The sequence below is a fragment of the Pseudoclavibacter sp. CFCC 14310 genome (assembly GCF_008831165.1).
Classification (GTDB): domain Bacteria; phylum Actinomycetota; class Actinomycetes; order Actinomycetales; family Microbacteriaceae; genus Pseudoclavibacter_A.
This window is the reverse complement of sequence record NZ_WBKC01000002.1, coordinates 186,386-211,989: the sequence shown is the minus strand read 5'-3', so window position 1 is coordinate 211,989 and position 25,604 is coordinate 186,386. Positions and strand designations below refer to the sequence as shown.

Annotated in this window: 23 protein-coding genes; 1 reads left to right on the top strand and 22 read right to left on the bottom strand. The window is 65.8% G+C overall.

Going from position 1 to position 25,604, the window contains the following annotated elements:
• The first annotated feature begins 22 nt into the window (after nt 1-22).
• The gene (locus F8O06_RS04670; RefSeq protein WP_158037750.1) at nt 23-625 is read left to right on the top strand and encodes a GNAT family N-acetyltransferase; all 603 of its coding nucleotides are present in this window, start codon (nt 23-25) and stop codon (nt 623-625) included.
• 28 nt (nt 626-653) lie between these two features.
• Here the strand turns inward: F8O06_RS04670 and F8O06_RS04665 are convergent, their stop codons facing one another.
• From F8O06_RS04665 to lepA, 22 genes are all read right to left on the bottom strand, one after another.
• Complete coding sequence (locus tag F8O06_RS04665; protein WP_158037749.1) at nt 654-1,274, bottom strand: TetR/AcrR family transcriptional regulator; 621 nt, start codon at nt 1,272-1,274, stop codon at nt 654-656.
• Between the two features lie 152 nt (nt 1,275-1,426).
• Nucleotides 1,427-1,885, bottom strand: a complete 459-nt coding sequence (locus F8O06_RS04660) for a GNAT family N-acetyltransferase (protein WP_158037748.1) — start codon at nt 1,883-1,885, stop codon at nt 1,427-1,429.
• Nucleotides 1,886-1,951: 66 nt separating this feature from the next.
• Nucleotides 1,952-3,247 (bottom strand): alpha-hydroxy acid oxidase, encoded by a 1,296-nt coding sequence (locus F8O06_RS04655; protein WP_158037747.1) that lies wholly within the window; start codon nt 3,245-3,247, stop codon nt 1,952-1,954.
• A 28-nt stretch (nt 3,248-3,275) separates the two neighbouring features.
• Nucleotides 3,276-4,205, bottom strand: coding sequence for an NAD(P)-dependent oxidoreductase (locus tag F8O06_RS04650; protein ID WP_158037746.1), 930 nt, complete (start codon nt 4,203-4,205; stop codon nt 3,276-3,278).
• Nucleotides 4,206-4,248: 43 nt separating this feature from the next.
• On the bottom strand, nt 4,249-6,195 hold the full coding sequence (dnaG, locus tag F8O06_RS04645; RefSeq protein ID WP_158037745.1) for a DNA primase: 1,947 nt from the start codon (nt 6,193-6,195) through the stop codon (nt 4,249-4,251).
• A gap of 83 nt (nt 6,196-6,278) precedes the next feature.
• Nucleotides 6,279-7,604, bottom strand: coding sequence for a deoxyguanosinetriphosphate triphosphohydrolase (locus F8O06_RS04640; RefSeq protein ID WP_158037744.1), 1,326 nt, complete (start codon nt 7,602-7,604; stop codon nt 6,279-6,281).
• 4 nt (nt 7,605-7,608) lie between these two features.
• Nucleotides 7,609-8,877, bottom strand: coding sequence for a tRNA dihydrouridine synthase DusB (gene dusB / locus F8O06_RS04635; protein WP_158037743.1), 1,269 nt, complete (start codon nt 8,875-8,877; stop codon nt 7,609-7,611).
• Nucleotides 8,878-8,880: 3 nt separating this feature from the next.
• Nucleotides 8,881-10,137 carry a CPBP family intramembrane glutamic endopeptidase gene (locus F8O06_RS04630; protein WP_158037742.1) on the bottom strand — a complete coding sequence of 419 codons (1,257 nt, stop codon included), beginning with the start codon at nt 10,135-10,137 and terminating at the stop codon, nt 8,881-8,883.
• Nucleotides 10,134-11,519, bottom strand: a complete 1,386-nt coding sequence (locus F8O06_RS04625; RefSeq protein WP_158037741.1) for a glycine--tRNA ligase — start codon at nt 11,517-11,519, stop codon at nt 10,134-10,136. The genes F8O06_RS04630 and F8O06_RS04625 overlap by 4 nt, the downstream gene beginning before the upstream one ends.
• Before the next feature lie 105 nt (nt 11,520-11,624).
• Nucleotides 11,625-12,470 (bottom strand): isoprenyl transferase, encoded by an 846-nt coding sequence (locus tag F8O06_RS04620; protein ID WP_158037740.1) that lies wholly within the window; start codon nt 12,468-12,470, stop codon nt 11,625-11,627.
• A 12-nt stretch (nt 12,471-12,482) separates the two neighbouring features.
• On the bottom strand, nt 12,483-13,223 hold the full coding sequence (recO, locus tag F8O06_RS04615) for a DNA repair protein RecO (RefSeq protein ID WP_158037739.1): 741 nt from the start codon (nt 13,221-13,223) through the stop codon (nt 12,483-12,485).
• A gap of 6 nt (nt 13,224-13,229) precedes the next feature.
• Nucleotides 13,230-15,008: a 2-isopropylmalate synthase gene (leuA, locus tag F8O06_RS04610; RefSeq protein ID WP_158037738.1), complete on the bottom strand. Its 1,779-nt coding sequence runs from the start codon at nt 15,006-15,008 to the stop codon at nt 13,230-13,232.
• Between the two features lie 144 nt (nt 15,009-15,152).
• A complete protein-coding gene (era, locus tag F8O06_RS04605; protein ID WP_158037737.1) occupies nt 15,153-16,139 on the bottom strand; it encodes a GTPase Era in 987 nt (328 codons plus the stop codon).
• Nucleotides 16,136-17,485 (bottom strand): hemolysin family protein, encoded by a 1,350-nt coding sequence (locus F8O06_RS04600; protein ID WP_158031233.1) that lies wholly within the window; start codon nt 17,483-17,485, stop codon nt 16,136-16,138. Before F8O06_RS04600 ends, era begins: the two co-directional genes overlap by 4 nt.
• The gene (gene ybeY / locus F8O06_RS04595) at nt 17,482-17,949 is read right to left on the bottom strand and encodes an rRNA maturation RNase YbeY (RefSeq protein ID WP_158037736.1); all 468 of its coding nucleotides are present in this window, start codon (nt 17,947-17,949) and stop codon (nt 17,482-17,484) included. The genes F8O06_RS04600 and ybeY overlap by 4 nt, the downstream gene beginning before the upstream one ends.
• Complete coding sequence (locus tag F8O06_RS04590) at nt 17,946-19,082, bottom strand: PhoH family protein (RefSeq protein WP_158037735.1); 1,137 nt, start codon at nt 19,080-19,082, stop codon at nt 17,946-17,948. The genes ybeY and F8O06_RS04590 overlap by 4 nt, the downstream gene beginning before the upstream one ends.
• On the bottom strand, nt 19,027-19,377 hold the full coding sequence (locus F8O06_RS04585) for an HIT domain-containing protein (RefSeq protein WP_158037734.1): 351 nt from the start codon (nt 19,375-19,377) through the stop codon (nt 19,027-19,029). Before F8O06_RS04585 ends, F8O06_RS04590 begins: the two co-directional genes overlap by 56 nt.
• Nucleotides 19,378-19,402: 25 nt before the next feature.
• Complete coding sequence (locus F8O06_RS04580) at nt 19,403-20,272, bottom strand: 16S rRNA (uracil(1498)-N(3))-methyltransferase (protein ID WP_158037733.1); 870 nt, start codon at nt 20,270-20,272, stop codon at nt 19,403-19,405.
• Nucleotides 20,272-21,372: a molecular chaperone DnaJ gene (gene dnaJ / locus F8O06_RS04575; RefSeq protein WP_158031228.1), complete on the bottom strand. Its 1,101-nt coding sequence runs from the start codon at nt 21,370-21,372 to the stop codon at nt 20,272-20,274. The genes F8O06_RS04580 and dnaJ overlap by 1 nt, the downstream gene beginning before the upstream one ends.
• A 64-nt stretch (nt 21,373-21,436) precedes the next feature.
• Nucleotides 21,437-22,471, bottom strand: coding sequence for a heat-inducible transcriptional repressor HrcA (gene hrcA / locus F8O06_RS04570; protein WP_158037732.1), 1,035 nt, complete (start codon nt 22,469-22,471; stop codon nt 21,437-21,439).
• Nucleotides 22,472-22,563: 92 nt separating this feature from the next.
• A complete protein-coding gene (gene hemW, locus F8O06_RS04565) occupies nt 22,564-23,718 on the bottom strand; it encodes a radical SAM family heme chaperone HemW (RefSeq protein ID WP_158037731.1) in 1,155 nt (384 codons plus the stop codon).
• The gene (gene lepA, locus F8O06_RS04560; protein ID WP_158037730.1) at nt 23,715-25,583 is read right to left on the bottom strand and encodes a translation elongation factor 4; all 1,869 of its coding nucleotides are present in this window, start codon (nt 25,581-25,583) and stop codon (nt 23,715-23,717) included. The genes hemW and lepA overlap by 4 nt, the downstream gene beginning before the upstream one ends.
• Between the last annotated feature and the right edge of the window lie 21 nt (nt 25,584-25,604).

The window sequence follows — 25,604 nt, the reverse complement described above, 5'->3', positions numbered from 1 at the left end:
ATCGCTCAGTAGACTGCTGGTCATGTCCCTCTCAGTGAAGCGCGCACGCCGCGCTGACGATCGCGCCGCCTGCCGCACTCTGCTCCAGGCAGAGCTCCGGACGACGATGCCGCTGTTTCCTGACGAACCCGACGCGCAGACGGCCGCACTGGTTCGATCCCTCGGAGGAGTCGATGAGACGGTGCTCGCCGCGCGCGACGATGACGGAACCCTCTTGGGCGCCTGTGTGCTCCGTGCAGACACCGAGGTCTACATGATCATCGCAAATGGTCTGGATCCACGTATCGCGCGTTCGTTCGTCTCACAGTGGGCGCTGCTCCCCCAGCTCGCCGTCATTCCCGAGCACCGTGGAGCCGGCGTCGGCCGGGCTCTGGTCGAGGCTGCCCTTGCGATTTCGTCTCTGCATCCCAGCATCGCGGGGGTCTACACCTTCGCCGAAGAGGTCTGTCAAGAGGCATCCGAGGGGTTCTTCGCCGCGCTCGGGTTCACCGCGCACGACACTCAGAACGTGACTCTGCCCATCCTGGCGCCCGGCACTGATCAGCTGCTGCCGGTTCCGATCTCGCACGACGGCACGCGCACCGGCCGCTATATGACGAAGAGCATCCGCCGAGACCATCGCTGAGCGGCCGTCTCAGGCCCAGGCTAGGCACTCAGCCGTCTGACGGCCCGAGCCTCGCAGCCAACGCGGCGACCTGTGCCGAACGGCGGGCGTCTCGCTCTGTGAGATCTCGTGAGCCTTCCGAGCAGAGTGCGTCAGGCACGAGCATTCCAGAGAGCACATTGCAGACCTCGCTCAGATTTGGCAACTGGCTGATCTCTCCACGATCGACTGCACGTTCGAGGGCAGACCTGACCGTGTCGCGAAAGGGGCCGATGAACTCCCGGTTCAACAGGGGCATACAAGAACCGTCTGACATGCCGCGATACGCCAGATACGGCAGCACCGCACGAAGAAATCGATCGTTCAGCCGTTCCACGGAGACGAGCTGAACGGCGTACAGATCTTCTTCGAGACTTCCGTGGTCTGAGGCGTTGAACGAGGTGGCGCGTGAATTGACGACGAACAGCAGCATCTCGTCGAGGCTCTTGAAGCGACGGTAGAATGCAGGTCTCGTGGTCTTCGCCGCGGTCACGACCGATGAGATCGTCACCTCACGCAGACCGTGAGCAAGCGTGATGTCGACGACGGAATCGATGATCGCCTGAGAGACGCCTGCGTCAAGAGGCCGACCGGAGCTCTCGCGTGCTGACGTGAGACGGGGATCAGTCAAGGGGCTCCTAGGTGAGACGGCCGATACGGTTCGTCTCGGGCCCGAAGACCCGAGACGAACGGTCCCCCCATTGGTTCCCCCGTTGCACAGTGTATCGCATAATCATCGTCTGACGTGGCACCCACCTGTGATTGCTCAGGCTGAGCGGGGTGTCACAGCGACATGCGCCCCACAGACTCGCCATAAGGGGTCTCGCCGACGGTCATGAAACCGACGTGCTCGAAGAATGGTCCGGGGCCGTCTTCCCCGGGTTCGTAGATCACATAGAGCGCCCCAAAGCCGCGTGTCCGAGCCTCGTCGGCCAGTGCCTCGACGGCGAACCGCCCGATGCCCCTTCCCTGCCCCCGGGCGTCTACGTGGATGCGCCAGAGAGCCGCGCTGAACTCGTCGCGATCAGCGTGCGGGTCGAAGCTGCCGTGGATGAAACCGACGACCTCGTCGGTCTCGTCATCGACCACAACGCGCTGCCACGCGGTGTCGGGGTTCACCACCGAGACCGCAGCTGAGTACGAGACGGGAGCGATGTACTGCGCCTGGCCTGGCTTCAGCGAGAGCGCGTTGGCAGCGATGATGTATTTCGCGTTCAGTTCTTCAAGTCTCAGTGTGCTCATGGCAGCATCATATGGCACCCTGCCCGAGAAGACCTCAGCATATACGTCTGCATGACGACCGCTGCCTCAGCTGTGTCGTGTCTTCCGGCCTGAGTGAGCGGTCGACAGCTGCCCTGCAGCAGCATGAGGCCGTGCCAACGGGGTCAGCCGCTGCAGCAGCTCGACGTGATCAGGGGTCAGATCAGCCGTGCTGTTGACGCCGAGCAGCTGCAGTGTGCGCGTGTACTCGCCTCGCAGCAGCTCAAGCACCTTGGCGACGCCTTCTTTGCCCGCAGCCATCAGCCCGTAGAGGTAGGCGCGCCCAATCATCGCCATGTCGGCACCATTGGCAACGGCGGCGACGATGTCGGCACCGTTCATGATGCCGGTGTCGATGAGAATGGTGTAGTCATCGCCCAGCTGGGCACGCACTTCTGGCAGCAGGTGCAGCGGCACCGGAGCTCGGTCGAGCTGTCGCCCGCCGTGGTTCGACAGCCAGACGCCGTCGGCACCGTGGTCGCGCACCCGCTTGGCGTCATCCACGTTCTGAATGCCTTTGACGACCAGGTTGCCCTTCCACTGCTCGCGAAGCCAGTCGACGTCGTCGAACGAGACCGTCGGGTCGAACATCTGGTTGGCCAGCTCGCCGACCGTGCCCTGCCACGAATCCAGCGCCGCGAATCTGAGCGGCTCGGTCGTCAAGAAGTTGAACCACCACCATGGGCGAACGGCACCGTTCATGAACGTCTTGCCGGTGAGCCTCGGCGGAATGGTCATGCCATTGCGCACATCGCGAAGGCGGGCGCCGGCCACAGCGGTGTCGACCGTCACGATCAGCGTGTCAACGCCTGCCTGCTGCGCCTGCTCGATCAGCTTCAGCGACCGGTCGCGCTCTTTCCAGAGGTAGAGCTGGAACCAGTTGCGACCGCCTGGCGTGCTCTGGGCGAGTGTGTCGATCGAGGTGGTGCCCATGCACGAGAGGCTGAACGGAACGCCCGCGTCACGTGCCGCCTGCCCGGCAGCGACCTCGCCCTCGTGATTCATCATGCGCACGAAGCCGGTTGGGCAGATGCCGAGAGGCATGGCGGCACTGGCGCCGAGCACCTCGGTGCTGGTGTCGATCTCTGCGATGTCACGCAGCACCGAGGGGTGAAAGACGATGTCGCGGTAGGCCTGGCGTGCCCGCCGCAGGCTGATCTCGCTCTCGGCCGCACCGTCGGTGTAGTCGAAGGCCACTTTCGGTGTGCGACGTTTCGCGATGCGCCGGATGTCCCAGAGGTCGGCAGCCTTGTCGAGTCGGCGCTTCTTACCATTGGGCTCGAACGGCTTCAGCCGCAGAAACTGGCTGAACTCTTTGGGATCTGGGAATCGACGCTTCGTCATTGTCTTGCTGATCTCTTCTCGTCGTGGTTCAGTAGCCGGCCTGTTTGTCGACCACACCGGCGAACTCGACGGCGCTGCCGCCGTCGCTCTCGCCGAGGAATGCGCGCACGTTGTGGCTGATTCGAGCTGACAGCGGCTTCTGCGCCATCGCCCAGGTGTTCGCCGTGTGCGGTGTGATGATCACGTTGCCCGCCGTCCACAGCGGGTGACCGTCGGGCAGAGGCTCGGGGTCGGTCACGTCGACGCCTGCGCCCGCGATCTCGCCCTGGGTGATGGCCTCGGCCAGCGCATCCGTGTCGATCTGTGGGCCGCGGGCGATGTTCACGACGACCGCGTCGTTCGGCAGCGCCTTGAACTCTTCGGCCCCGAGCAGGTGCTTCGTGCCGGCCGTCAGTGCCGCAGCGAGGATGATCACATCGAACTCTGCCACCAGACTGCGGAATGTCTGGTCGTCGACGACGCGCTCAGCTCCTTCGACAGGCTGCTGACGACGTCGCACGACCGTGATCTTCGCGCGGAACGGCTGCAGCAGACGCACAATCTCACGACCGATGCCGCCGGCGCCCACGACTGCCACCCGCAGGTCGTAGAGAGAGCGGCCGGCCTGAGCGCTCCAGCTAGTGCGCCGTGAGTAGGGGCCGAAGTCACGCAGCGCAGCGAGAGTGAGAGCCAGAGCGTGCTCGGCGACCGGCTCGTCGTAGGCTCCCTTGGCAGAGGTGAACGTGATCGAGCTGTGACTCGTGAAGACGTCGGTGAACGCGTCGACGCCGGCGAAGGGCAACTGCACCCAGCGAACCTGAGGGTTGGCGTCGAGCACCTCAGCGAGCTGCGAGACGCCCTTCGGATCGAGCCAGACCACACCCTCGGTCTCGGCGCTGAGCGGCTGCGCCTCGACGCCGCCTGCGGCGACGGCCTTGACGAACGGGGCCTGAGCCTCGGGAAGAACGGTGATCGTCATGGGAACTCCTTTGTGTGATGACTGAATCGCGTGTGTCACAGACTCAGGCGATCGACTCCTGCAGGTCTCTGCGCTCCTGCTCAAGGTCGACGAGCATACGCTGCACGTTGCGCACCTGGTCTGGCGGAGCGACGGCCGCTCCTCGCGAGAGTCTACCGAGCAGTTCGCGGATGCGCTGGTCGAGTCGGTCAAGCAGGTACCGGGTCAGCACCTCGCGTGCATAGGCGGCCGCCTCGGCACCGGTGCTCACCGGCAGCTGGGTCATCGCCAGTTCGCCGACCAGCGACTGCAGCTCGGGCGCGACGCGCTCGCCGACCGTCTCGACGCGGTTCTTCTGCTCGGCGTAGTTCGGCACCGAGAACAGCACTTCGAGCAGCTGACGCAAGCGGGGTTCGTTGACCGGCAGCTGTTCGACTCGGCTGCGCAGATCGGGCGGGCACAGCTCGGGCACCTGCAGAAGAGCCTCGGCGAGCTGCACCTCGCGTCTGGCATGCTGCGAGCCCATCGGCAGATCGGCTCGGTGCACCGGCACAGCGGGAGCGGGCGCGCTCACGGCATCCGCCCGCTGCTCGGCGTCACCGGCTCTGACGAAGCCCGACCCCACCTGCTGCGCGCTCACCGCAGGCGCGTCAGGCACGTCAGGCGAAGCCGTCGAACGCCGCGACCGATCGCGTTCTGCGGCTCGCACCGCGCGCAGAGCCTCGTCGGGGTCTGCCCCGACCAATCCGGCGAGCACGCGGGCATAGCCGGGCTGCAGCGCCCGGTTGCGCAGACTGGCGACAATCGGAGCGGCCTGCTGCAGCGCCTGCACCTGGCCTTCGACAGTGTTCAGATCGAAACGCTTGATCACCTGGCGCATGGCGAACTCGAAAAGCGGGGTCTTCGCCGTGATCATGCTTCGCACGGCCTGATCGCCCCGGCTCATGCGCAGATCTGAGGGGTCAAGGCCGTCGGGTGCGATGGCCACGTAGGTCTGCGCGACGAAGCGCTGCTCTTCGGCGAACGCGCGCAGAGCGGCCTTCTGCCCCGCCTCATCGGGGTCGAAGGTGAAGATCACCTCGGCCGGCTTGGAGGCATCGTCGGCAAGCACCCGTCGGATGACCTCGATGTGCCCCGGGCCGAAGGCGGTGCCGCAGGTGGCGACGGCGGTGTCGACGCCGGCCAGGTGGCAGGCCATCACGTCGGTGTATCCCTCGACCACGACCACCTGACGCTTCTTCGCGATGGCGCGTTTGGCGAGGTCGAGACCGTAGAGCACCTTTGCCTTGTGATAGACGTCGGTCTCGGGTGTGTTGAGGTATTTCGGCCCTTGATCGTCGTCATAGAGTCTGCGGGCACCGAACCCGATCGTGCGGCCGGTGAGGTCGATGATCGGCCACATCAGTCGACCACGAAACCGATCGTAGACGCCGCGCTGGCCCTGCGAGACGAGCCCGGCGGCGATCAGCTCGTCATTGGTGAATCCGCGCTGCTGCAGGTGGTCGCGCAGGCCGTTCCAGCCTTTGGGCGCATAGCCCATGTGAAACTCGTGGGCTGCGTGGGAGTCAAAGTCACGGCGCAGCAGCTCGGCGCGGGCGACCTTCGCCTCGGGGCTGTTCAGCTGTTGGGCGAACCAGCTGCGCGCAGCCTCGTTGGCCTCGAGAATGCGGGCACGACGGCCGCGAGCCTGCAGATCGGGGCCGCCATCTTCGTAGTGCAGCTCGTAGCCCAGCCGATCGGCGAGCTGCTCGACCGCCTCGGTGAAGGTGACGTGATCCATCTTCTGCAGAAACGTGAAGACGTCGCCGCCTTCGCCGCATCCGAAGCAGTGGTAGTAGCCGAGCTGGGGGCGCACGTGGAATGAGGGCGAACGCTCGTCGTGAAACGGGCAGAGACCCTTCAGAGAGCCGATGCCGGCCGACTTCAGCGTCACATACTGGCCGATGACCTCAGAGATGTCGATGCGCGAGCGAATCTCGTCGATGTCGCGTCGTGCAATCCGTCCGGCCATGCCCACCAGTCTAGATCCTCGGCGCTGATCCGCCCCGTGTGGCTCGACGCGACCTTCCTCGCTGGTGCGTCGACGAGGCGCGGCTATCCCTCGACGAAACGTGCGTACCAGTGCTCGGCCGAAAGATCGGTCAGCATCGCCACCTGATCGACGACGACACGCCGACGCCCGTCGTCGTCGGGTGCCGCTCGCCACAGCTCGCGGAAGGCGGGCTCGAGATGTGCGTCCCCAGTCGACCACAGCGCGTCGAGCAGCGCCGCCAGCATCGAACGCTGCCGCTCGTAATACGGCTGCAGGCTGTCGGAGGCCATGATGAACATGCCCACGATGCCTTTCAGCAGGGTGATCTCGGCTGAGGTCGCGGCCGGGAGCTCGACGTCGGCGCGGTAGCGGATCAGGCTGCCGACTGGATGTGCGGCACGGGTGGCCTCAGTGACTGATCGGCAGAACCGGCCGATCAGCTCGCTGGTGAGATCTTTGAGCTGGGCGAGATGCTCGCGGCTCTCACTCCAGTTCCAGAGCCAGAGCGGCAGCCGCTGCAGACGATGCAGCGCAGCGGCCAGCTCGTCTGGCGAGTGCCGTGTGCCCGTCCAGATCATCGCTCCGCGCAGCACTTCGTCGAGATGCTGCGGGTCGTTGATGATCTCAGGGTCGACATAGCGCTCGACGATGCCGTCTTCGAAGTCATGCACCGAGTAGGCGATGTCGTCGCTGAGATCCATGACCTGCGCCTCGATGCACCGCCGCCCTGCGGGCGCCCCGGCTCGCAGCCATTCGAAGACCGGCAGATCGTCGGCGTAGACGCCGTACTTCAGCGGGCCCCCGGTCTCGTCGGCGCGGCGCACACCCTCTTCGACGCCCCAGGGATACTTCGCGGTGGCGTCAAGCGTGGCACGCGTCAGGTTGAGCCCGTAGCTGACTCCGTCGACCATGCGCTTTGTCTCAAGGCGGGTGAGCAGCCGCAGCGTCTGCGCGTTGCCCTCGAAGCCTCCGAAGCGCACTGACCACTCGGCCAGGGCCATCTCACCGTTGTGTCCGAACGGCGGGTGTCCGAAGTCGTGGGCGAGGCAGGCGCTGTCGACCAGATTGGGGTTCAGCCCGAGCGACTTGCCGAGTTCGCGACCCACCTGGGCGACCTCGAGCGAGTGCGTCAGTCGGTTGCGCACGAAGTCGAGGCCTGCGGTCGGCGAGAACACACCGGTTTTGGCCGACAGCCGGCGCAGAGCCGAGGAATGGATCATTCGACCTCGATCGCGTTCGAAGTCGCCGCGGCGGTTCGTGTGGGTCTCTGGGTACCAGCGCTCCCGGTCGGCTTTGGAGTACTTCGCCCGCTTCAAGCGCCCCGACGACGTGACCGCCACCGTGGCAGCCGCGCGACTGTCGCGCGCCCCGGTCTCACTTTCGCTCATGCGATCAGCCGCCGCTCACGTCGAGTTCGGCCTCGAGCAGGCAGGACGACTGCTCGGCGTCGAGCAGGTTCGACTCAAGCCAGTGCTCGGGCAGGTGCGGACGCTTCGGGCGACCGGCGCGACCACGCGGCCCCTCGGCGTCTTTGCCCGGGTAGCGCACGCTTGCGTCGAGCTGCCCCACCAGGTCTTCGAGCTCGCCGAACGTCTCGACCAGGGCCATGCGCTGGCGCAGCTCGCCGCCGACCGGATACCCCTTGAAGTACCAGGCGACGTGCTTGCGGATGTCGCGGCAGGCGTGCATCTCGTCGTCGAAGAAATCGCCCAGCAGACGCGCATGCCGCAGCAGAGCCTGCCCGACCTCTCGCAGATTCGGCTGCGCGGGCTGATACTCGTAGCTCGGCCTCGTCGGGTCGGCGGCATACGCGGCGAACGCCCGCTCCAGGTCTTGGAACAGCCATGGTCGCCCCAGGCAGCCGCGACCGACGACCACGCCGTCGACGCCGGTCTCACGCACCATGCGGATCGCATCCTCGGCCGACCAAATATCGCCGTTGCCCAGAACCGTCACGTCGGGAAGCATCTCGCGCAGGCGGGCTATCGCCGACCAGTCGGCATGCCCCGAGTAGTGCTCGGCCGCCGTGCGCCCGTGCAGCGCCACCGCTGCGACACCGGCGTCACGGGCTGCCTTCGCGGCCCACTCGAAAGTCATGTGATCGTTGTCGATGCCTTTGCGCATCTTGACCGTCACCGGCAGATCGCCCGCACTGCGCACCGCGGTCTGCACGATCGAGGCGAAGAGGTCGTGCTTCCAGGGCAGAGCCGCTCCCCCGCCTTTGCGGGTCACCTTTGGCACTGGGCAGCCGAAGTTGAGATCGATGTGATCGGCGAGGTCTTCGGCCACGATCATGCGCACCGCCTCGCCCACGGTCTTCGGATCGACGCCGTAGAGCTGCACCGACCGCGGCGACTCATCGTCGTCGAACGTGATCAGGCGCATCGTCTCGGCGTTGCGCTCGACGAGGGCACGCGTCGTGATCATCTCGCAGACATAGATGCCGCCGCCATAGTCGCGGGCAAGATGCCGAAACGCCCGGTTCGTGATGCCTGCCATCGGTGCGAGCTCGACCGGGGTGTCGACGTGCAGGCGGCCGATCTGCAGGCCCCGAGTGGCCGAAGGCACGTCTGCTGGTGCGGATGCGGCGTCGTTCCGTCGTTCTGCGCGCGTCTGCGTCGCAGGTCGGGCATCGGCCGAAGCGGTGAGATGTTCTGTCATGCGCTACTTCTGTGTTCTCTGCATCGGGGGATGCTGTTCGTCATCGCCGTCGGTCGACGGCTGAAGGGTTCGGATAGAGACGGTGTCATCGGTCGGCTGCGCTGCGAACGGCGGCTGCGCTGCGAACGGCGGCTGCGCTGCGAACGGCGGCTGCGCTGCGAACGGCGGCTGCGCTGCGAACGGCGGCTGCGCGGCGAACGTCGGCTGCGCTCCGTGCCACACGGGCACCGGGTGCGGCGCAGGATGAAACCTGTTGTCAATGCGACGACGACGCGCCGCGATGAGCACCCAGCAGAGAAACGAGCCGCAGAGGATCACTTCTTGGAACAGCACGATCGGCGTGTCAGCAGAGCCCTCAAGCGTGTCGTCACCTGTGATGCCGGTGGCCTGCACCACGAACAGCAGCACGTTGTTAACCACGTGCAGCGCGATCGAGGCTTCGAGCCCGCCAGTGCGAATCGTGAGCCAGACCGTTGTGACGGCGAACACGACGATGCTCAGCTGCCCCCAGAAACCATAGCCGTGGCCTGCCGTGAACAGCAGCACACTGGGAATGGCCGCCACCCACGGCCGACGCACCCAGCCGCCGACGGTCTGCAGAATGAGCCCTCGAAAGACGATCTCCTCGGTGGCCGCCTGCAGCGGCACGAGCACGATGATCATGCCGAGCAGCACGGCGTAGGTCGGCCACCCGACCCACCCATGTGTGCTCGACAGCGCGCTCGCCTCATGGTCTGAGATGCCGCCCGTCGTGAGCGACGCGATGATCGTGAGCACAGAGACCAGCACCTGTGTGCCCACGAACGTGACGACGGCAGGCATGACGCACCAGAGCATCCACCGCCAGCGGATGCGTGAGGTGACCGAGAGCATATGCCGCCACGGTCGCAGACCGGTCGACAGGCAGGCCAGCAGCACGGCCGGCGCCATCAGTATCACCGAGACGAGCAGCAGCGACAGCGTCATCGGATCGGTGACGCGAGAGGTGTCGAGCTGTTCCAGACCGGCGAGGCCGCTGCGGCTGTTTGCGAACATCGCGATGCCGTAGACCACGAACAGCAGCACCGAGAGCACGAGGTAGTACACCACCGCGAGCAGCACTGTCAGCAGAGGCCGCCACCAGCGGTAGTTGGGCAGACTCAGCTGCAGGCGGTGAAACTGCAGAGGCTCGGGCCGCACCCACTCCCAGTGCCAGCCCAATGGCTGGTGCTGCCAGCCGAGTGGCTGCGGCTGCTCGCGCTGAGAGCGGGGCACGGTCACGCGCCGATCAGCCGCTGTGCCAGGTACCCTTCGATCTGGTCGAGCGACACCCGCTCCTGCGTCATCGAGTCGCGTTCGCGCACGGTCACGGCATGGTCGTCGAGGGTGTCGAAGTCGACGGTCACGGCGAAGGGCGTGCCGATCTCGTCTTGGCGACGGTAGCGACGGCCGATCGCGCCGGAGTCGTCGAACTGCACGTTCCAGTGCTTGCGCAGGCGCTCGGCCAGCCCCCGTGCCTCGGGCGAGAGCTTCTCGTTGCGCGAGAGCGGCAGCACGGCCACCTTGACGGGCGCGAGACGCGGGTCGAGATGCAGCACGGTGCGCTTGTCGGTGCCACCTTTGGCGTTCGGCACCTCTTCTTCGTCGTAGCTGTCGACCAGGAACGCCATGAGCGAGCGGGTCAGTCCGAACGACGGTTCGATGACGTACGGGATAAAGCGTTCGCCGGTGGCCTGGTCGAAGTAGCTGAGGTCGTTGCCCGAAGCCTCGGTGTGGTTCTTCAGATCGAAGTCAGTGCGGTTCGCGATGCCCATGAGCTCGCCCCATTCGCCGCCCTCGAAGCCGAACTTGTACTCGACGTCGATCGTCCCGGTCGAGTAGTGTGCGCGGTCGTCTTCTGGCACGTCGAACCGGCGCAGGTTGGCCGGGTCGATGCCGAGGTCGACGAACCAGTTCCAGGCGTCTTCGACCCAGGCTTTGAACGCCTCGTCGGCGTCTTCTGGCTTGACGAAGTACTCGATCTCCATCTGTTCGAACTCGCGAGTGCGGAAGATGAAGTTGCCGGGCGTGATCTCGTTTCGGAATGCCTTGCCGATCTGGCCGATGCCAAACGGCGGCTTCTTGCGCGCGGCAGTGACGACGTGGGCGAAGTTCACGAAGATGCCCTGAGCCGTCTCGGGGCGCAGATAGTGCAGACCCTGCTCGTTGTCGACGGCGCCGAGGTACGTCTTCATCAGCCCCGAGAACTGCTGCGGCTCGGTCCATGCGCCTGGCTGACCCGTCTCAGGATCATTCACGTCGGCGAGGCCGTTGACAGGCGGGTGACCGTGCTTCGCGGTGTAGGCCTCGATCAAATGGTCGGCACGATAGCGCTTGTGCGTGTGCAGCGACTCGACCAGAGGGTCGGTGAAGGTCTCGACGTGCCCAGACGCCTGCCACACCTTGGTCGGCAGAATGATCGACGAGTCGAGACCGACCATGTCGGAGCGGCCGCGCACGAAGTCGTCCCACCAGCGACGCTTGATGTTCTCTTTGAGCTCGACGCCGAGAGGGCCGTAGTCCCATGCGGAACGCGTGCCTCCGTAGATGTCTCCAGAGGGAAAGACGAACCCGCGACGCTTCGCGAGTGAGATGACCGCATCGAGACGGGATGACTTGGACACACGCACTCCTGATTCATTGACTGTCGCCGAGATCGAGACATGGCTGGCACGTCACACGACCGCGGTCGAAAGGGCTTGGGCGCACGCAGGCACCCGTTCTCCAGTCTAGACGCCCGGCACAGAATCCGGGCGAGCCTCGACCGTTCGCTCCCCCGACGCCTCGGTGGGATGATCGACCGCGCCCCCGAACCGGCGATCGCGATGCGCGTACTCGACCACGGCATCCCACAGATTCGCCCGCCGAAAGTCGGGCCAGAGGACGTCCTGAAAGACGAACTCGGCATAGGCCGACTGCCAGAGCAGAAAGTTCGAGGTGCGCTGCTCGCCCGAGGGTCGCAGAAAGAGATCGACGTCGGGCACCGGCCAGGTCGACAGGTGATGCTCGATGGTGCGTTCGGTGATGCCGCGCGGACGCAGCCGACCGGCGGCCACCTCTTCGGCCATCGCGCGCATGGCATCCACCAATTCGGCCCGCCCGCCGTAGTTCACACACATCGTCAGATCCATCACGGTGTTGTCTCGGGTCAGCTCTTCGGCGATCTCGAGGTCTTTGATGACCGAGCGCCAGAGCTTCGGGCGCCGGCCAGCCCAGCGCACGCGCACACCCCAGGCGTGCAGCTGATCGCGCCGCCGGTGCAGCACATCGCGGTTGAAGCCCATCAGAAAGCGCACCTCGTCGGGCGAGCGCTTCCAGTTCTCGGTCGAGAAGGCATACACAGAGAGATGTTTCACCCCCATCTGGATCGCCCCGGCGACGACGTCGAGCAGCGCCTCTTCGCCGGCCCGGTGCCCCTCGGTGCGGGTGAGACCGCGCTGGTTCGCCCACCGCCCGTTGCCGTCCATGACGATCGCGACATGCGCCGGCAGAAACCTCGCGGGGATCTTCGGCGGCTGCCCGCCGGCATAGTCCAGCGGCAGCATGGCGGGCTTCGAATCAGCTGAGGATGTCATAGCGCTCTGATTCTACGTGCTCTGACCGTCGAGGTGACGCAGGGAACGCACACGACGCTCCAGGTGGTACTGGGTGTACTTCGAGGTGACCTCGTGTGCCCGTGATCGCGCGAGTGCGTCGTCGTCGCTGTCGCCGTCGACCAGTTCCCAGACGCCCGAGAGCAGCCCTGCGAGCACCTCCAGGGTGCGCGGTTCGACGGCGAGTGAGCCGCTCGGAGCGCAGGTGTCGCAGACCATGCCGCCGGCGACGGCCGAGAAGAGTCGGTGGGGCCCCTGTGCGCCGCAGCGTGCGCAGTCGGCGAACGACGGCGCCCACCCAGAGAGCGACAGCGCACGCAGCAGAAAGGCGTCTGCGGTCGAGACGGGATCGTGTTCGCCGCGGGCCAGCGACCGCAGTGCCGAGACGGTCAGTCGGTAGAGCGCCGGGTTCGCCGTCTCGGCGCTGAGCCGTTCGGCGGCTTCGAGCATCACGGTGCCCGCAGTGTACTTCGTGTAGTCGCCGGCGACGGCCGCACCGAAGTTTGCCAAGGTCACGGCCTGGGTGACGGTGTCGAGAGTGCGCCCCTCGAAGCACTGCAGGTCGACGACGCTGAAAGGCTCGAGGCGTGCGCCGAACTTCGACGAGGTGCGGCGCACGCCTTTGGCGACCGCTCGCAGCCGCCCGTGGTGGCGTGCCAGCATCGTGATGATGCGGTCTGCCTCGCCCAAGTCATGGGTGTGCAGCACGACCGCCTCATCACGATACAGGGGCACGCGGGGTCAGGCTCCTGCGGATGCGGTGGCCGGCTCGCGCTCTGCGTCTGCCGTCTCAGCTCGGATCGCGCGGTTCACAGCCGAGACCACGGCCTTGAGAGCCGCTGTCGAGCTGTCTGCGTCGATGCCGACGCCCCACAGACGCACCCCGTTGACGCTGGCGTCGACGTAGGCGGCTGCCACGGCGTCACGGCCCGAGCTCAGCGCGTGTTCGACGTAGTCTTCGACCTGCACGTCGACTCCCGCGTCGCGCAGGCTGTTGACGAACGCGTCGATCGGGCCGTTGCCGGTGGAGCCCACCTGCCTGCGCTCGTCGCCGCGGCGGATGTTCGCCTCGATGTGCACCTGACCGGTCATCTCAGAGGTGGTGCTCAGACCGAGCAGCTCGTAGTGGCCCCACTTGTTGCCCCGGTCGTCGGCCGGCAGGTACTCGTCCGAGAAGATCGACCAGATCTGCGGGCTGCTCACCTCGCCGCCCTCGGAGTCGGTCTTGTGCTGGATGACCGACGAGAACTCCATCTGCAGGCGCTTCGGCAGATCGAGGTTGTGATCGGCTTTCAGCAGATAGGCGACGCCGCCCTTGCCCGACTGCGAGTTGACGCGGATGATCGCCTCGTAGTCTCGGCCGATGTCTTTCGGATCGATCGGCAGATAGGGCACCGCCCACGGAATCTCGTTGAAGTCTTTGCCGACGTGATCGGCGTCGGCCTGCATGCGTTCCATGCCCTTCTTGATCGCATCCTGATGCGAGCCGCTGAACGCCGTGAACACGAGATCGCCGCCATAGGGCGTGCGCTCGTGCACATCGAGCTGGTTGCAGAACTCGACGATGCGTCGAACGCGCGGGATGTCGCTGAAGTCGAGCTCGGGATCGACCCCCTGCGTGAACAGGTTCAGCGCCAGGGTGACCAGGTCGACGTTGCCGGTGCGCTCGCCGTTGCCGAACAGGCAGCCTTCGATGCGATCGGCGCCGGCGAGAAAGCCCAGCTCGGCTGCAGCGACACCGGTGCCGCGGTCGTTGTGCGGGTGCAGCGAGATGAGCACCGAGTCACGGCGGTCGATATGGCGTCCCATCCACTCGATCGAGTCGGCGTAGACGTTCGGCGAGGTCATCTCGACGGTTGAGGGCAGGTTCAGGATCATCGGGCGCTCAGGAGTGGGATCGATGATCTCGATGACGCGGTTGCTGATCTCGGCGGCGAAGTCGAGCTCGGTGCCGGTGTACGACTCTGGCGAGTACTCGTACGTGATCTCGGTGTCGGGGATGTCCCCCTCGAGTCGCTTGCACAGCTGCGCTGCTGAGACGGCGATGTCGATGATTCCGGCGCGGTCTTTGTGAAAGACGACATCGCGCTGCAGCACGGAGGTCGAGTTGTAGAAGTGGACGACGGCGCGCTTGGCACCCTGCAGCGCCTCATAGGTGCGGTGCACCAAGTGCTCACGTGCCTGCGTCAGCACCTGGATGGTCACGTCGTCGGGAATCGCTCCGTCTTCGATCAGAGACCGCACGAAGTCGAAGTCGGTCTGGCTGGCAGAGGGGAAGCCGACCTCGATCTCTTTGAACCCGAGCTCGACCAGCAGATCGAAGAGCACGCGCTTGCGGTGGGGATCCATAGGATCGATCAGAGCCTGGTTGCCGTCGCGCAGGTCGACTGCGCACCAGCGCGGGGCCTTCGTGAAGTGCTGATCGGGCCAGGTGCGATCAGGCAGTTCGACGGAGAACTGCTGGTGATAGGGAACGTACTTGTCGGTGTGCATGCCGCTGGGCTGCTGGCGGTTTTCCATTGTGCTTCTCTTCCTCGAGACTTGCGTGTCAAGACCACGACGAAACTCCGCGGCGAGGAAGGTCTTAGAATCTAAGACTCGCCGCGGCGGCTAAGAAGAAGCTGCACCGAACGCATGCGCATCAGCATAGCAGACCCCGAGCGCTCAGAATCCGAGGCGATCGAGGAGCTTCGGCGAGGTCTGCCACTCTTTGGCGACCTTCACCCGCAGATCGAGATGCACGCGGCCGCCGATCAGCTGTTCGATCTGCTTGCGCGCCGCGGTGCCGAACGCTTTCAGCCGCTGCCCGCCTCTGCCGATGATGATGCCCTTCTGCGAGTCCCGTTCGACGAAGACGCTGGCGTAGATCTTGGTGACTCCGCCCTCAGCCTCTGGGGCCTCGACGTCATCGATGACCACCGCCAGCGAATGGGGCAGCTCGTCGCGCACGTCTTCGAGCATCGCCTCGCGAATGAGCTCTGCGGCGCGCACCTCGATTGAGTCCTCGGTGTGGGTTTCGGCGTCGTAGAGCTGCTGCGAGGCGGGCAGCAGACGGATCAGCTCGTCGCGCACGACATCCACTTGGTCGTCGGTCACTGCCGAGACCGGAATCAGCGTCGCCCACTCGGCCAGCGCATCGATCTCGATCAGCCGGGCGGCCACGTCATCGGGCCGCACCCGGTCGGTCTTCGTCAGCAGCGCGACGCGTTTGGCACGTGGATGTCGCCCGACCTGCTCAATGATCCGCCGGTCGCCCGGGCCAATTGCCTCGTCGGCCGGCAGGCACACGCACACCACGTCGACGCCGTCGAGCTCGGCCTCGACGATGTCGTTCAGCCGCTGCCCCAGCAGCGTGCGCGGGCGGTGCAGACCAGGTGTGTCGACGACGACGATCTGTCCGGCATCGGCAGTGAGGATGCCGCGGATCGCCCGTCGTGTCGTCTGCGGCTTGGCACTGGTGATGGCGACCTTCTCGCCGACGAGCGCGTTCATCAGGGTGCTCTTGCCCGCGTTGGGGCGGCCGACGAAGGCCACGAAGCCGGCATGGAAGTCGGGATGACGGTCTGCTGCTGATGCGGTCGCGGCCTCTGGCACGGCCGACGCACTGACCTCGGAGTCAGGCTGAACGGGTGATTCGGCGGAATCGGTCATGATCGGTCTCTCTCGGTGTCGGAGGCGCCGCGCTGACTCTGGGCGCGCTCGAGTGTGGTCTCGGTCGTCTGCGGACGATTCGTGCTGGCCGTGGCGCCTGCTGCGGGCTCGGCGATGACGGTGAGCAGGCGGTGGCTTCGCGGGTCGATTCTGGCGGCTGTCAGCGACAGGTCACCCACCACGACGCGCTCGTTGAGGGCCGGAAGGTGCCCCAGTGCCTTGATGAGCAGACCGCCGACCGTATCGACCTCATCGTCTTCGAGCTCTTCGTCGAAGAGGTCGCCGAGCTCGTCCAAGGCCAGTCGCGCGCTGAGACGGTAGCGGTGCGGTGCCAGACGGATGACTTCGGAGGCGTTGCGGTCGTGCTCGTCGCTGATCTCGCCGACCAGCTCTTCAATGACGTCTTCCAGCGTGACCAGCCCCGCCACCGAGCCGTACTCGTCGATGACGATCCACATGTGCCGACGTGTGCGCTGCATCAGAGCCAGCAGATCGTCGATCGGCTTCGACTCGGGCACGAGGTTCGGCCGACGTGCCAGGAACTCGACGGTGCGCTGACCCTCGCGTGCGGCATCCTGTTCGAAGAGCGCGCGCGCAACGTCGCGCAGGTAGACGACCCCGACGACGTCTTCGGTCTCTTCGTCCTGCAGAGGAAGCCTCGAATAGCCGCTCTCGAGAAAGACGTCCATCGCGTCGTCGAGCGTGGTCGTCGTATCCAGCGTGCGCATGTCGATGCGTGGAATCATGATCGACCGCGTGAGCGTGTCGCCGAACTCGACCACTTGATGGATCAGCTCGCGCTCCCCCTGTTCGAGCACGTCGCGCTCGACGGCCTTGTCGACCAGATGCATGAGCTGCGTGTCGTCGTCCTGATCGGCCTCGGCGACACGATTCGTTCGGCGGCCGTATGACGAGAGCGACACCGCGATCGGCCCGATGACGATACGCGAGATCGAGATCAGACGAGCCGTGCGAACCAGCACCTTCTCTGGCCGGTTGATGCCGAAGGTGCGCGGCGACGCGCCCACCAGCACGAACGACGCCAGCGTCATGGCGACGATCGCGACAATGAGCGCCAGCACCATGTTCGGCAGGGCGTTGACCAGGGCGATCGTCACGACCACCGCAGCGCCCATCTCGCTGAGCACACGCTCGAAGGCCGCGGTGTTGGCATGTTCGCGCGGCTGCGCGGCGATGGCCAGCAGACGATTGCGCTGCTTCGGGTGGTCTTCGGCGATCTCGCGGATCTCAGCGACCGGCAGTGTCACGATCGCGGCCTCGACGGCGGCGAACACTCCGCCGGCGCCGATCAGCACCACGGCGATCAGGATCAGCGACAGAGTCATCGTCCCGCGATGCGCTCGTTGTGCAGAAAGGTGATCAGAATCTCGTTCTGCAGAGCGAACATCTCTTTCTCTTCGTCGGGTTCGGCGTGGTCGAAGCCGAGCAGATGCAGTAGGCCGTGCGTGACCAGCAGCAGCATCTCCTGCTCAGCGGGATGTCCGGCGCGCACCGCCTGCTCGGCTGCGACGTCTGGGCACACCACGATGTCGCCGAGCACCCCGGGGTCTGTGGGGCGATCGGAGGTTCCCGGCCGCAGCTCGTCCATCGGAAAGCTCAGCACGTCGGTCGGTCCCGGTTCGTGCATCCAGCGGATGTGCAGCTGCTCCATCGCCGGCACCTCGACGAAGATCAGCGAGAGCTCCGCATCACGGTGCACGTGCAGCTCGTCGAGCGCATAGGTGATGAGTCGCTGAAAGCGGCCCTCGTCGATCGTGACGCCCGATTCGTTGAGAATCTCGACGCTCATTGCTGTGCTCCTTCTGACGCTCTCGGCGTGGTTCGTCGCCCATCGTTCTCGTCGGGCGCGGTTGGCTGTGTGGTGTGGCGATGCGGATGCTCCCGCGCGTCGGCTGGCTCGCCCGCGCTGGGTGCCCCGCGGCTTTCGGCGGCCGCCGCACGATCGTCATAGGCCTCGATGATCGCGCTGACCAGGCCGTGACGCACGACGTCGTCGCTGCTCAGACGCACCATCTCGATGTCGGCGACGTCGCCGAGCACACGCTCGGCGTCGATCAGCCCGCTGCGTCGCACCGGCAGGTCGACCTGGCTGGAGTCACCGGTCACCACCATTCGCGAGCCGAAGCCGAGCCGTGTGAGAAACATCTTCATCTGCTCGGGCGTGGTGTTCTGGGCCTCGTCGAGAATGATGAACGAACTGTTGAGTGTGCGGCCGCGCATGTAGGCCAGCGGTGCGACCTCGATGACGCCGAGCTCGAGCAGCTTCTGCACCGACTCGGGGCTCATCATCTCGCCCAGAGCGTCGTAGAGCGGGCGCAGATATGGGTCGATCTTCTCTTGCAGCCCGCCGGGCAGAAACCCCAGTCGCTCGCCGGCTTCGACCGCCGGCCGGGTCAGCACGATCCGGCTCACCTCATTGCGCTGCAGTGCCTGCACGGCCTTGGCCATCGCCAAGTAGGTCTTGCCTGTGCCGGCGGGGCCCAGGCCGAAGACGATGACGTTCTCATCAATCGCCTCGACGTAGCGCTGCTGGCCGGCTGTCTTGGGGCGAACGCTTCGCGTGCCTTCGCCGACGATGACAGAGCCCAGCGCAGTCGACGCCTGCTGTCTCAGCACGGCGTCAACGACGGCTCCGGTGATCTGCCGATGATGCGCCTCGGCGTCCAGACCTTCGATGAGTCGTGCTGCGGCATCACGCTGTTCACCCGATCCGCTGATCTCGATGCCGTCGCGGTCGACCTGAAACCGCAGGCCGGGCCACTGCTCTTCCATGCGACGCAGGTGCAGGTCGCCGGCGCCGAGTACGCGTACCGCCGAGGTGCTCAGCGGCACTCGTACGGTGCCGCGGGTGGATTCTGATGCAGCGTCAGGCAAGTTTTCCCTCGTCGAGTGTCGGGCCGGCGAGCACGTGGGCGTGCACATGGAACACCGACTGCCCTGCGGCAGCGCCGGTGTTGAACACGAGTCGGAACTCGCCGTCGGCGTACTGGCGGGCGAGATCGCCGGCCATCTTCACCACTTTGGCGAGCAGCTCGGGTTCTTCGGCAAGCTCGACGACATCGCGGAAGTCGGCGCTCTTGGGAATCACCAACAGGTGCAGCTCGGCCTGTGGGTTGATGTCGCGGATCGCGATCAGGTCGTCCGTCTCGGCGACGATGTCGGCGGGAATCTCTCGATCGATGATCTTGCTGAAGATGCTGGGTGTCTCGGCGCTCATGCTGCTCATCTTAGTCGCCCGCCGGTCACCACCGGCCGAGCCGGGCGCTCAGCACCGAGATCGCCGCAAGACCGGCGCTCGACGTGCGCAGCACGCTCTCGCCAAGACGCACTGGGATCACCCCGGCATTCATCAGCCGGTCGCGTTCGGCGGGATCCGTTCCGCCTTCGGGGCCGATGATCACCATGACCTCGCCGTGTGCCGCTTCGACGGCCCGATCCAGCGATACCGCGGTCAGTCGTTCCTTCGCCTCTGGGTCGAGCAGCAGGGCAAGCCGCCCTCCTGCTGCGTCTGCCTGCGCGCCGTCCAACGCCGCCGCAAGCTGCGGCGTCGTCACCGGTTCGCCGACCTCTGGCACGCGCGCACGCAGCGACTGCTTCGCGGCCTCTCGCACAACCGACGCCCAACGCTCCTGCCCCGTCGTCAGTTTGCGCCCCTGCCACACCGACACGCTGCGCTTCGCCTGCCATGGCATCACCGCATCCACACCCGCCTCGGTCGCACTCTGAATCGCGAGCTCGTCACGACCGCCCTTCGCGAGAGCCTGAACCAGGGTCAGCGAGGGCGTCGCCAGCTCATGGGCGATTCGCTGTTCGACGCGCAGCGCGAGCATTGACTTGGTGGTGGCGGCGACGGCTCCGACGAGTTCGAGCCCGGTGCCGTCGGCGACGCTCAGGGTCTCGTCTCGCTTCAGCCGACGCACTGACGTCGCGTGGTGCGCCTCGGCCCCGGAGAAGGCCACGAGGTCACCGGGCTGCGCCTGCCATGCGGATGCGGTGGCCGCATCGTGAAACGCCTGACCGGGCAGCTGGGCGAGCGTGCGGCTGACGGTCTGCTCGTCACTGTCGGCGGCGAGCTCCAGGCGCAGCAGGTGCTCGGGCAGGAACAGCGGCATCAGCCGCGACCCATGAACCGCTTGCGGAAGCGCTGGAACCCCGACTTCGCTGCGCTGGTCAGATGTGGTGCCTCGTCATTGCGCAGCTTCGCCAGCTGTTCGACCAGACGGCGCTGATCGCCGCTCAGTTTGGTGGGAGTCGACACCCGCAGCGAGATTCGCAGCGCGCCGCGCGAGTTGCGATGCAGGTGCGTGACGCCGTGGTCGGCGATCGTGATCACATCAGCGCTCTGTGCGCCGGGCTTGACCTCGATGTCGAGAGGGCCGTCGAAGCTCTCGATCTTCGCACTGGCGCCGAGAATCGCATCGGTCATCGAGACCTCGAGTGAGGCCAGCAGGTCGTCGCCGTCGCGGGTGAAGGTCTCGTCGTTCTCGACGTGCACCTCGAAGTAGAGGTCGCCGCGGGGCCCGCCGCCGGGGCCGACCTCACCGCGACCGGCGAGGTGCAGACGTACGCCGTTGTCGATGCCTGCCGGAATCGGCACTGTGATGGTCTCGCGTGAGCGCAGGCGGCCCTGCCCGGCGCAATCGGGGCACGGCTGCGGAATGATCGTTCCGTAGCCCTTGCACATCGGGCAGACGGCCTCTGTGAGCACGTTGCCGAGCAGAGACCGCACCTGCTGCTGAACGTAGCCCTCGCCGTGGCAGTAGTCGCAGGTCACCGGCGACGAGCCGGGCGCTGCGCCCGATCCGGTGCAGGTCTCGCAGACCTTCGCCGAGTCGACCTCGACGTCTTCTGAGGCGCCGAACACGACGTCACGAAGCGAGACGTTGATGCGCACCAAGGCGTCATCCCCGCGCTGCTGGCGTGGCTTGGGGCCGCGGTGTCCGCGACCGCCTCCCCCGCCGCCGAAGAACGCGTCGAAGATGTCGCCGAAGCCGAACTGCCCGTCACCTGTGTCGCCGCGGTCGTACTGCGCGCGTTTGGTCTCGTCCGAGAGAATCTCATAGGCCAGCGTCACCTGTTTGAACTGCTCTGCCGCCTGCGGGTCGGGATTCACATCGGGGTGCAGCTTGCGCGCCAGGCGGCGGTAGGCCTTCTTGATCTCATCCTGGTTCGCCTCACGAGACACGCCCAGTGTTTCGTAGTGATCGGTCATTCTGTTCGTCTCCAATTGTGATGGTCGTCGTTCGCCTCAGGGGCGGGATTCGTGCGGTTCGCGGTCATCGCAGCATCTTCGACAGATAGCTGGCGACAGCCTGGACGGCCGCCATGTTCGCGCGGTAGTCCATGCGGGTCGGGCCCAGAACAGCCAGCCTGCCGTACTCGCCGCGCTGTTCGGAGCCATACCCGCTCGAGATCACGGCAGCCTCTTCGAGGCCTTCGTGCTCGTTCTCGCGGCCGATGCGCACGGTGATGTCGCGCCCCTCGGCGCCCATCTCGCCGAGCAGCCGAAGCAGAGCCACCTGTTCTTCGATGGCCTCGAGCACCGGCACCAGGGTGTGGTCGAAGTCGGCCTCAGTGCGCATCAGGTTGCCGGTGCCTGCAACCACCAGACGCTCTGACCGAGAGCCCTCTACCCCCAGTTCGAGCGCGCCCAGCAGCAGTTCGGCGAGCGGGCGATCATCTGGTGCCGCATACTCGCGCACCTGCTCGGCACGGTCGCCGAACTGCTCGAGGTCGACGCCGCGCAGCTGGTCGTTGATGAGGGCGCGCAGGCGCACGACCGAAGGACGCACCGACTGCGTCGACGCACCGGCCGGCAGCGTCACGTGATGCTGTGCGACCGTGCCACGACTGGTGATCAGCACCACGAGCAGACGACCACCCTCGACGTCGACGATGTCGACTTTGCGCACGCGCGTGCTCGAAAACGTCGGGTACCGCACGACGGCCAGCTGGTTGGTGAGCTGAGCAAGCAGACGCACCGTCTTCTCGATCATCACATCGAGATCGGCTTCGCCGGGAGTCAGAAACCGCTCGATCGCTCTGCGTTGGGGCGCCGTGATGCCGCGCAGCCGCGTCAGGTTGTCGACGAAGACCCGATAGCCCTTCTCAGTCGGCACGCGGCCGGCCGAGGTATGAGGCGCTGAGATGAGCTCCTCGTCTTCCAGAGCCGACATGTCATTGCGAATGGTGGCCGCAGACACGTGAAACTGGTGTCGAGAGACCAGACCCGCCGAGCCGACCGGCTCTCGGGTGGCCACATAGTCGTTCACGATCGCCTGAAGCACCGCGAGACCTCGTTCGGTCGCCATGGCAATCACCTCCGGGTTGACTCCGCTGCTGGCACTCTCATGCCTCGAGTGCTAATCATAGCGCGCCTGTGACTTCACGGCGCGAGCCAGACCTATGCGATCAGATCTGCCACCACGCGGTCGGCGAGCAGGCGACCACGCAGCGTGAGCGCTGCTCGCCCACCTGCCAGCGCATCCGCATCGAGCAGGCCGTCGCCGGCCAGCAGTGGCAGCTCGTCACGACGCGCAGCGGCGATCTCGGCCACGCCGATGCCCTCGCGAAGCCGACTGCCCAGCATGATGCGCTCTTCGTAGCGAGCGGTGGCGTCCAGAGTCTCACGGCCCGCCTCCGGGCTCTCGCCGGCGCGCACTCGGGCGGCATAGGGCGCGGGATGCTTCACGTTCCACCAGCGCTGGTCGCCGACGTGGCTGTGCGCACCGGGGCCGATGCCCCACCAGTCGTCATTGTGCCAGTAGCGCAGGTTGTGTCGACAGCGTCGGTCGACGTCGTCATCGACGACGCGCGCCCAGTTGCTGAGCTCATACCACTCGAACCCCTCGCGACGCATGCGGGCATCGAGCCACTCGTACTTGTCTGCGGTGAGGTCGTCGTCGGGTTCGGCGACCTCACCGTGCCTGATCTGGCGGGCCAGCTTCGTGCCCGGCTCGACGATCAGCGCGTAGGCCGAGAGATGATCGGGATGCTGCGCCAGAGCCTCGTCGACGCTGGTCTGCCAGTCGGCCATCGACTCCCCCGGCGTGCCGTAGATCAGGTCGAGCGACACCTGCAGCCCTGCTGCTCGCGCCCACTGCACCACCAGTGGAATGCGTTCAGGGCGATGCACCCGGTCGAGGGTGCGCAGCACGTGCGGCACGGCTGACTGCATGCCGAACGACACGCGGGTGAACCCGGCCGCGGCGAGTTCTTGCAGGGCGGCGGCGTCGACCGTCTCGGGGTTCGCCTCGGTGGTGATCTCGCAGTCGGGCGCCAGGCCCCATTCGTCGCGGATGCGGTGCAGGATCATGGTGAGATCGGAGACCGGCAGCATGGTCGGGGTGCCGCCGCCGAAGAAGACCGTGTCGACCTGGTCGGGAGCATGATCGCCGTCGCGCAGCACGCTGGCGGCGTAGCCGACCTCGTCGGCCGCCACCTGCGCATACTCGCTCTGGCCGAAGCCGCGCAGCTGGGTGCCGGTGTAGGTGTTGAAGTCGCAGTATCCGCAGCGCACCCGGCAGAACGGAATGTGCACGTAGACGCTGAACGTCACTTGCGCTTCTCGCCCTTTTGGCCGCCGCCGTCGCTCGAGATTGCGGCGATGAAGGCCTCTTGCGGAACCTCGACGCGACCGATCGACTTCATGCGCTTCTTGCCCTCTTTCTGCTTCTCGAGCAGTTTGCGCTTGCGCGAGATGTCGCCGCCGTAGCACTTGGCCAGCACGTCTTTGCGCAGGGCACGAATGTTCTCGCGAGCGATGATGCGGGCGCCGATGGCCGCCTGAATCGGCACCTCGAACTGCTGGCGAGGAATCAGCTCGCGCAGCCGCTGTGTCATCTTCACGCCATAGGCGTAGGCCGCATCGCGATGCACGATCGCGCTGAACGCATCGACTTTCTCACCCTGCAGCAGGATGTCGACCTTCACCAGGTCGGCGCTCTGGGTGCCGGTCTGCTCATAGTCAAGCGAGGCGTAGCCCTGCGTGCGACTCTTCAGCTGGTCGAAGAAGTCGAAGACGATCTCGCCGAGCGGCAGCGTGTAGTGCAGTTCGACGCGCTGCTCGCTGAGATAGTCCATGCCCTGCATGGTGCCGCGACGGGACTGACAGAGCTCCATGATTGCTCCGACATAGTCTTTCGGCGCCAGGATCGTGGCACGCACGATCGGTTCCTGCACATCGACGATCTTGCCGTCTGGAAACTCGGAGGGGTTGGTGACGTGCACCTGGGTGCCGTCTTCGGCGGTGACGTCGTAGATCACGCTGGGTGCGGTGGCGATCAGATCGAGGTTGAACTCGCGGCGCAGACGCTCTGAGATGATCTCGAGGTGAAGCAGGCCCAGAAACCCGCAGCGGAAGCCGAAGCCGAGTGCCACCGAGGTCTCTGGCTCGTAGATCAGCGCGGCGTCTTCGAGTTTGAGCTTGTCAAGCGCCTCGCGCAGATCTGGGTAGTCGCTGCCGTCAAGCGGATAGAGCCCCGAGAACACCATCGGCTTGGCTTCGTCATAGCCGGGCAGCGCTTCGGTCGCGGGCCGGGCATGTGTGGTGATCGTGTCGCCGACCTTCGACTGACGAACGTCTTTCACCCCGGTGATCAGATAGCCGACCTCGCCCGCGGCCAAACCGTCGCTCGGTCTCGGCTCTGGCGAGCTGACGCCGATCTCCAGAATCTCATGCGTCGCCTTGGTGCTGAGCATCTGCACGCGTTCGCGAGGGTTCAGCCGGCCGTCGACGACTCTGACATAGGTGACCACGCCACGATATGCGTCGTACACAGAATCGAAAATCATCGCACGAGCGGGCGCATCGGGGTCGCCTTGCGGTGCTGGAATGCGGCGCACCACTTCGTCGAGCAGCGCTTCGACTCCTTCGCCGGTCTTGCCCGAGACCCGCAGCACGTCGGCGGGGTCGCCGCCGATCAGCCCGGCGAGTTCGGCGGCGAAGCGCTCCGGGTCGGCGCTGGGCAGGTCGATCTTGTTCAGCACCGGGATGATCGTCAGATCGTTCTCAAGAGCCAGATAGAGATTGGCCAGAGTCTGGGCCTCGATGCCCTGCGCCGCGTCGACCAGCAGAATGGCGCCTTCGCAGGCTGCCAGAGAACGCGACACCTCGTAGGTGAAGTCGACGTGACCGGGCGTGTCAATCATGTTCAGGGCATACCCCTGATCGCCGACACCCCACGGCATGCGCACGGCCTGGCTCTTGATCGTGATGCCGCGCTCGCGCTCGATGTCCATGCGATCGAGATACTGCGCCCGCATGTCACGGTCAGAGACGATGCCGGTGATCTGCAGCATTCGATCGGCCAGGGTCGACTTGCCGTGGTCGATGTGCGCGATGATGCAGAAGTTGCGGATGCGCTTCGAGTCGGTGGCTGCTGGCACGATCTGACGTGCCTGCTGGTCGGTGACTCTGGGCATGCGCTCCTCTTTCTCTGCGGC

Bases quoted from the DNA above. Each gene is read 5' to 3' on its own strand.
- F8O06_RS04670 (WP_158037750.1), top strand. From the start codon at position 23: ATGTCCCTCTCAGTGAAGCGCGCACGCCGCGCTGACGATCGCGCCGCC.
- F8O06_RS04660 (WP_158037748.1), bottom strand. From the start codon at position 1,885: ATGAGCACACTGAGACTTGAAGAACTGAACGCGAAATACATCATCGCT.
- F8O06_RS04655 (WP_158037747.1), bottom strand. From the start codon at position 3,247: ATGACGAAGCGTCGATTCCCAGATCCCAAAGAGTTCAGCCAGTTTCTG.
- F8O06_RS04650 (WP_158037746.1), bottom strand. From the start codon at position 4,205: ATGACGATCACCGTTCTTCCCGAGGCTCAGGCCCCGTTCGTCAAGGCC.
- dnaG (WP_158037745.1), bottom strand. From the start codon at position 6,195: ATGGCCGGACGGATTGCACGACGCGACATCGACGAGATTCGCTCGCGC.
- F8O06_RS04640 (WP_158037744.1), bottom strand. From the start codon at position 7,604: ATGAGCGAAAGTGAGACCGGGGCGCGCGACAGTCGCGCGGCTGCCACG.
- dusB (WP_158037743.1), bottom strand. From the start codon at position 8,877: ATGACAGAACATCTCACCGCTTCGGCCGATGCCCGACCTGCGACGCAG.
- F8O06_RS04620 (WP_158037740.1), bottom strand. From the start codon at position 12,470: ATGACATCCTCAGCTGATTCGAAGCCCGCCATGCTGCCGCTGGACTAT.
- leuA (WP_158037738.1), bottom strand. From the start codon at position 15,008: ATGGAAAACCGCCAGCAGCCCAGCGGCATGCACACCGACAAGTACGTT.
- era (WP_158037737.1), bottom strand. From the start codon at position 16,139: ATGACCGATTCCGCCGAATCACCCGTTCAGCCTGACTCCGAGGTCAGT.
- F8O06_RS04600 (WP_158031233.1), bottom strand. From the start codon at position 17,485: ATGACTCTGTCGCTGATCCTGATCGCCGTGGTGCTGATCGGCGCCGGC.
- ybeY (WP_158037736.1), bottom strand. From the start codon at position 17,949: ATGAGCGTCGAGATTCTCAACGAATCGGGCGTCACGATCGACGAGGGC.
- F8O06_RS04590 (WP_158037735.1), bottom strand. From the start codon at position 19,082: ATGTGCACGCCCACGTGCTCGCCGGCCCGACACTCGACGAGGGAAAAC.
- F8O06_RS04585 (WP_158037734.1), bottom strand. From the start codon at position 19,377: ATGAGCGCCGAGACACCCAGCATCTTCAGCAAGATCATCGATCGAGAG.
- F8O06_RS04580 (WP_158037733.1), bottom strand. From the start codon at position 20,272: ATGCCGCTGTTCCTGCCCGAGCACCTGCTGCGCCTGGAGCTCGCCGCC.
- dnaJ (WP_158031228.1), bottom strand. From the start codon at position 21,372: ATGACCGATCACTACGAAACACTGGGCGTGTCTCGTGAGGCGAACCAG.
- hrcA (WP_158037732.1), bottom strand. From the start codon at position 22,471: ATGGCGACCGAACGAGGTCTCGCGGTGCTTCAGGCGATCGTGAACGAC.
- lepA (WP_158037730.1), bottom strand. From the start codon at position 25,583: ATGCCCAGAGTCACCGACCAGCAGGCACGTCAGATCGTGCCAGCAGCC.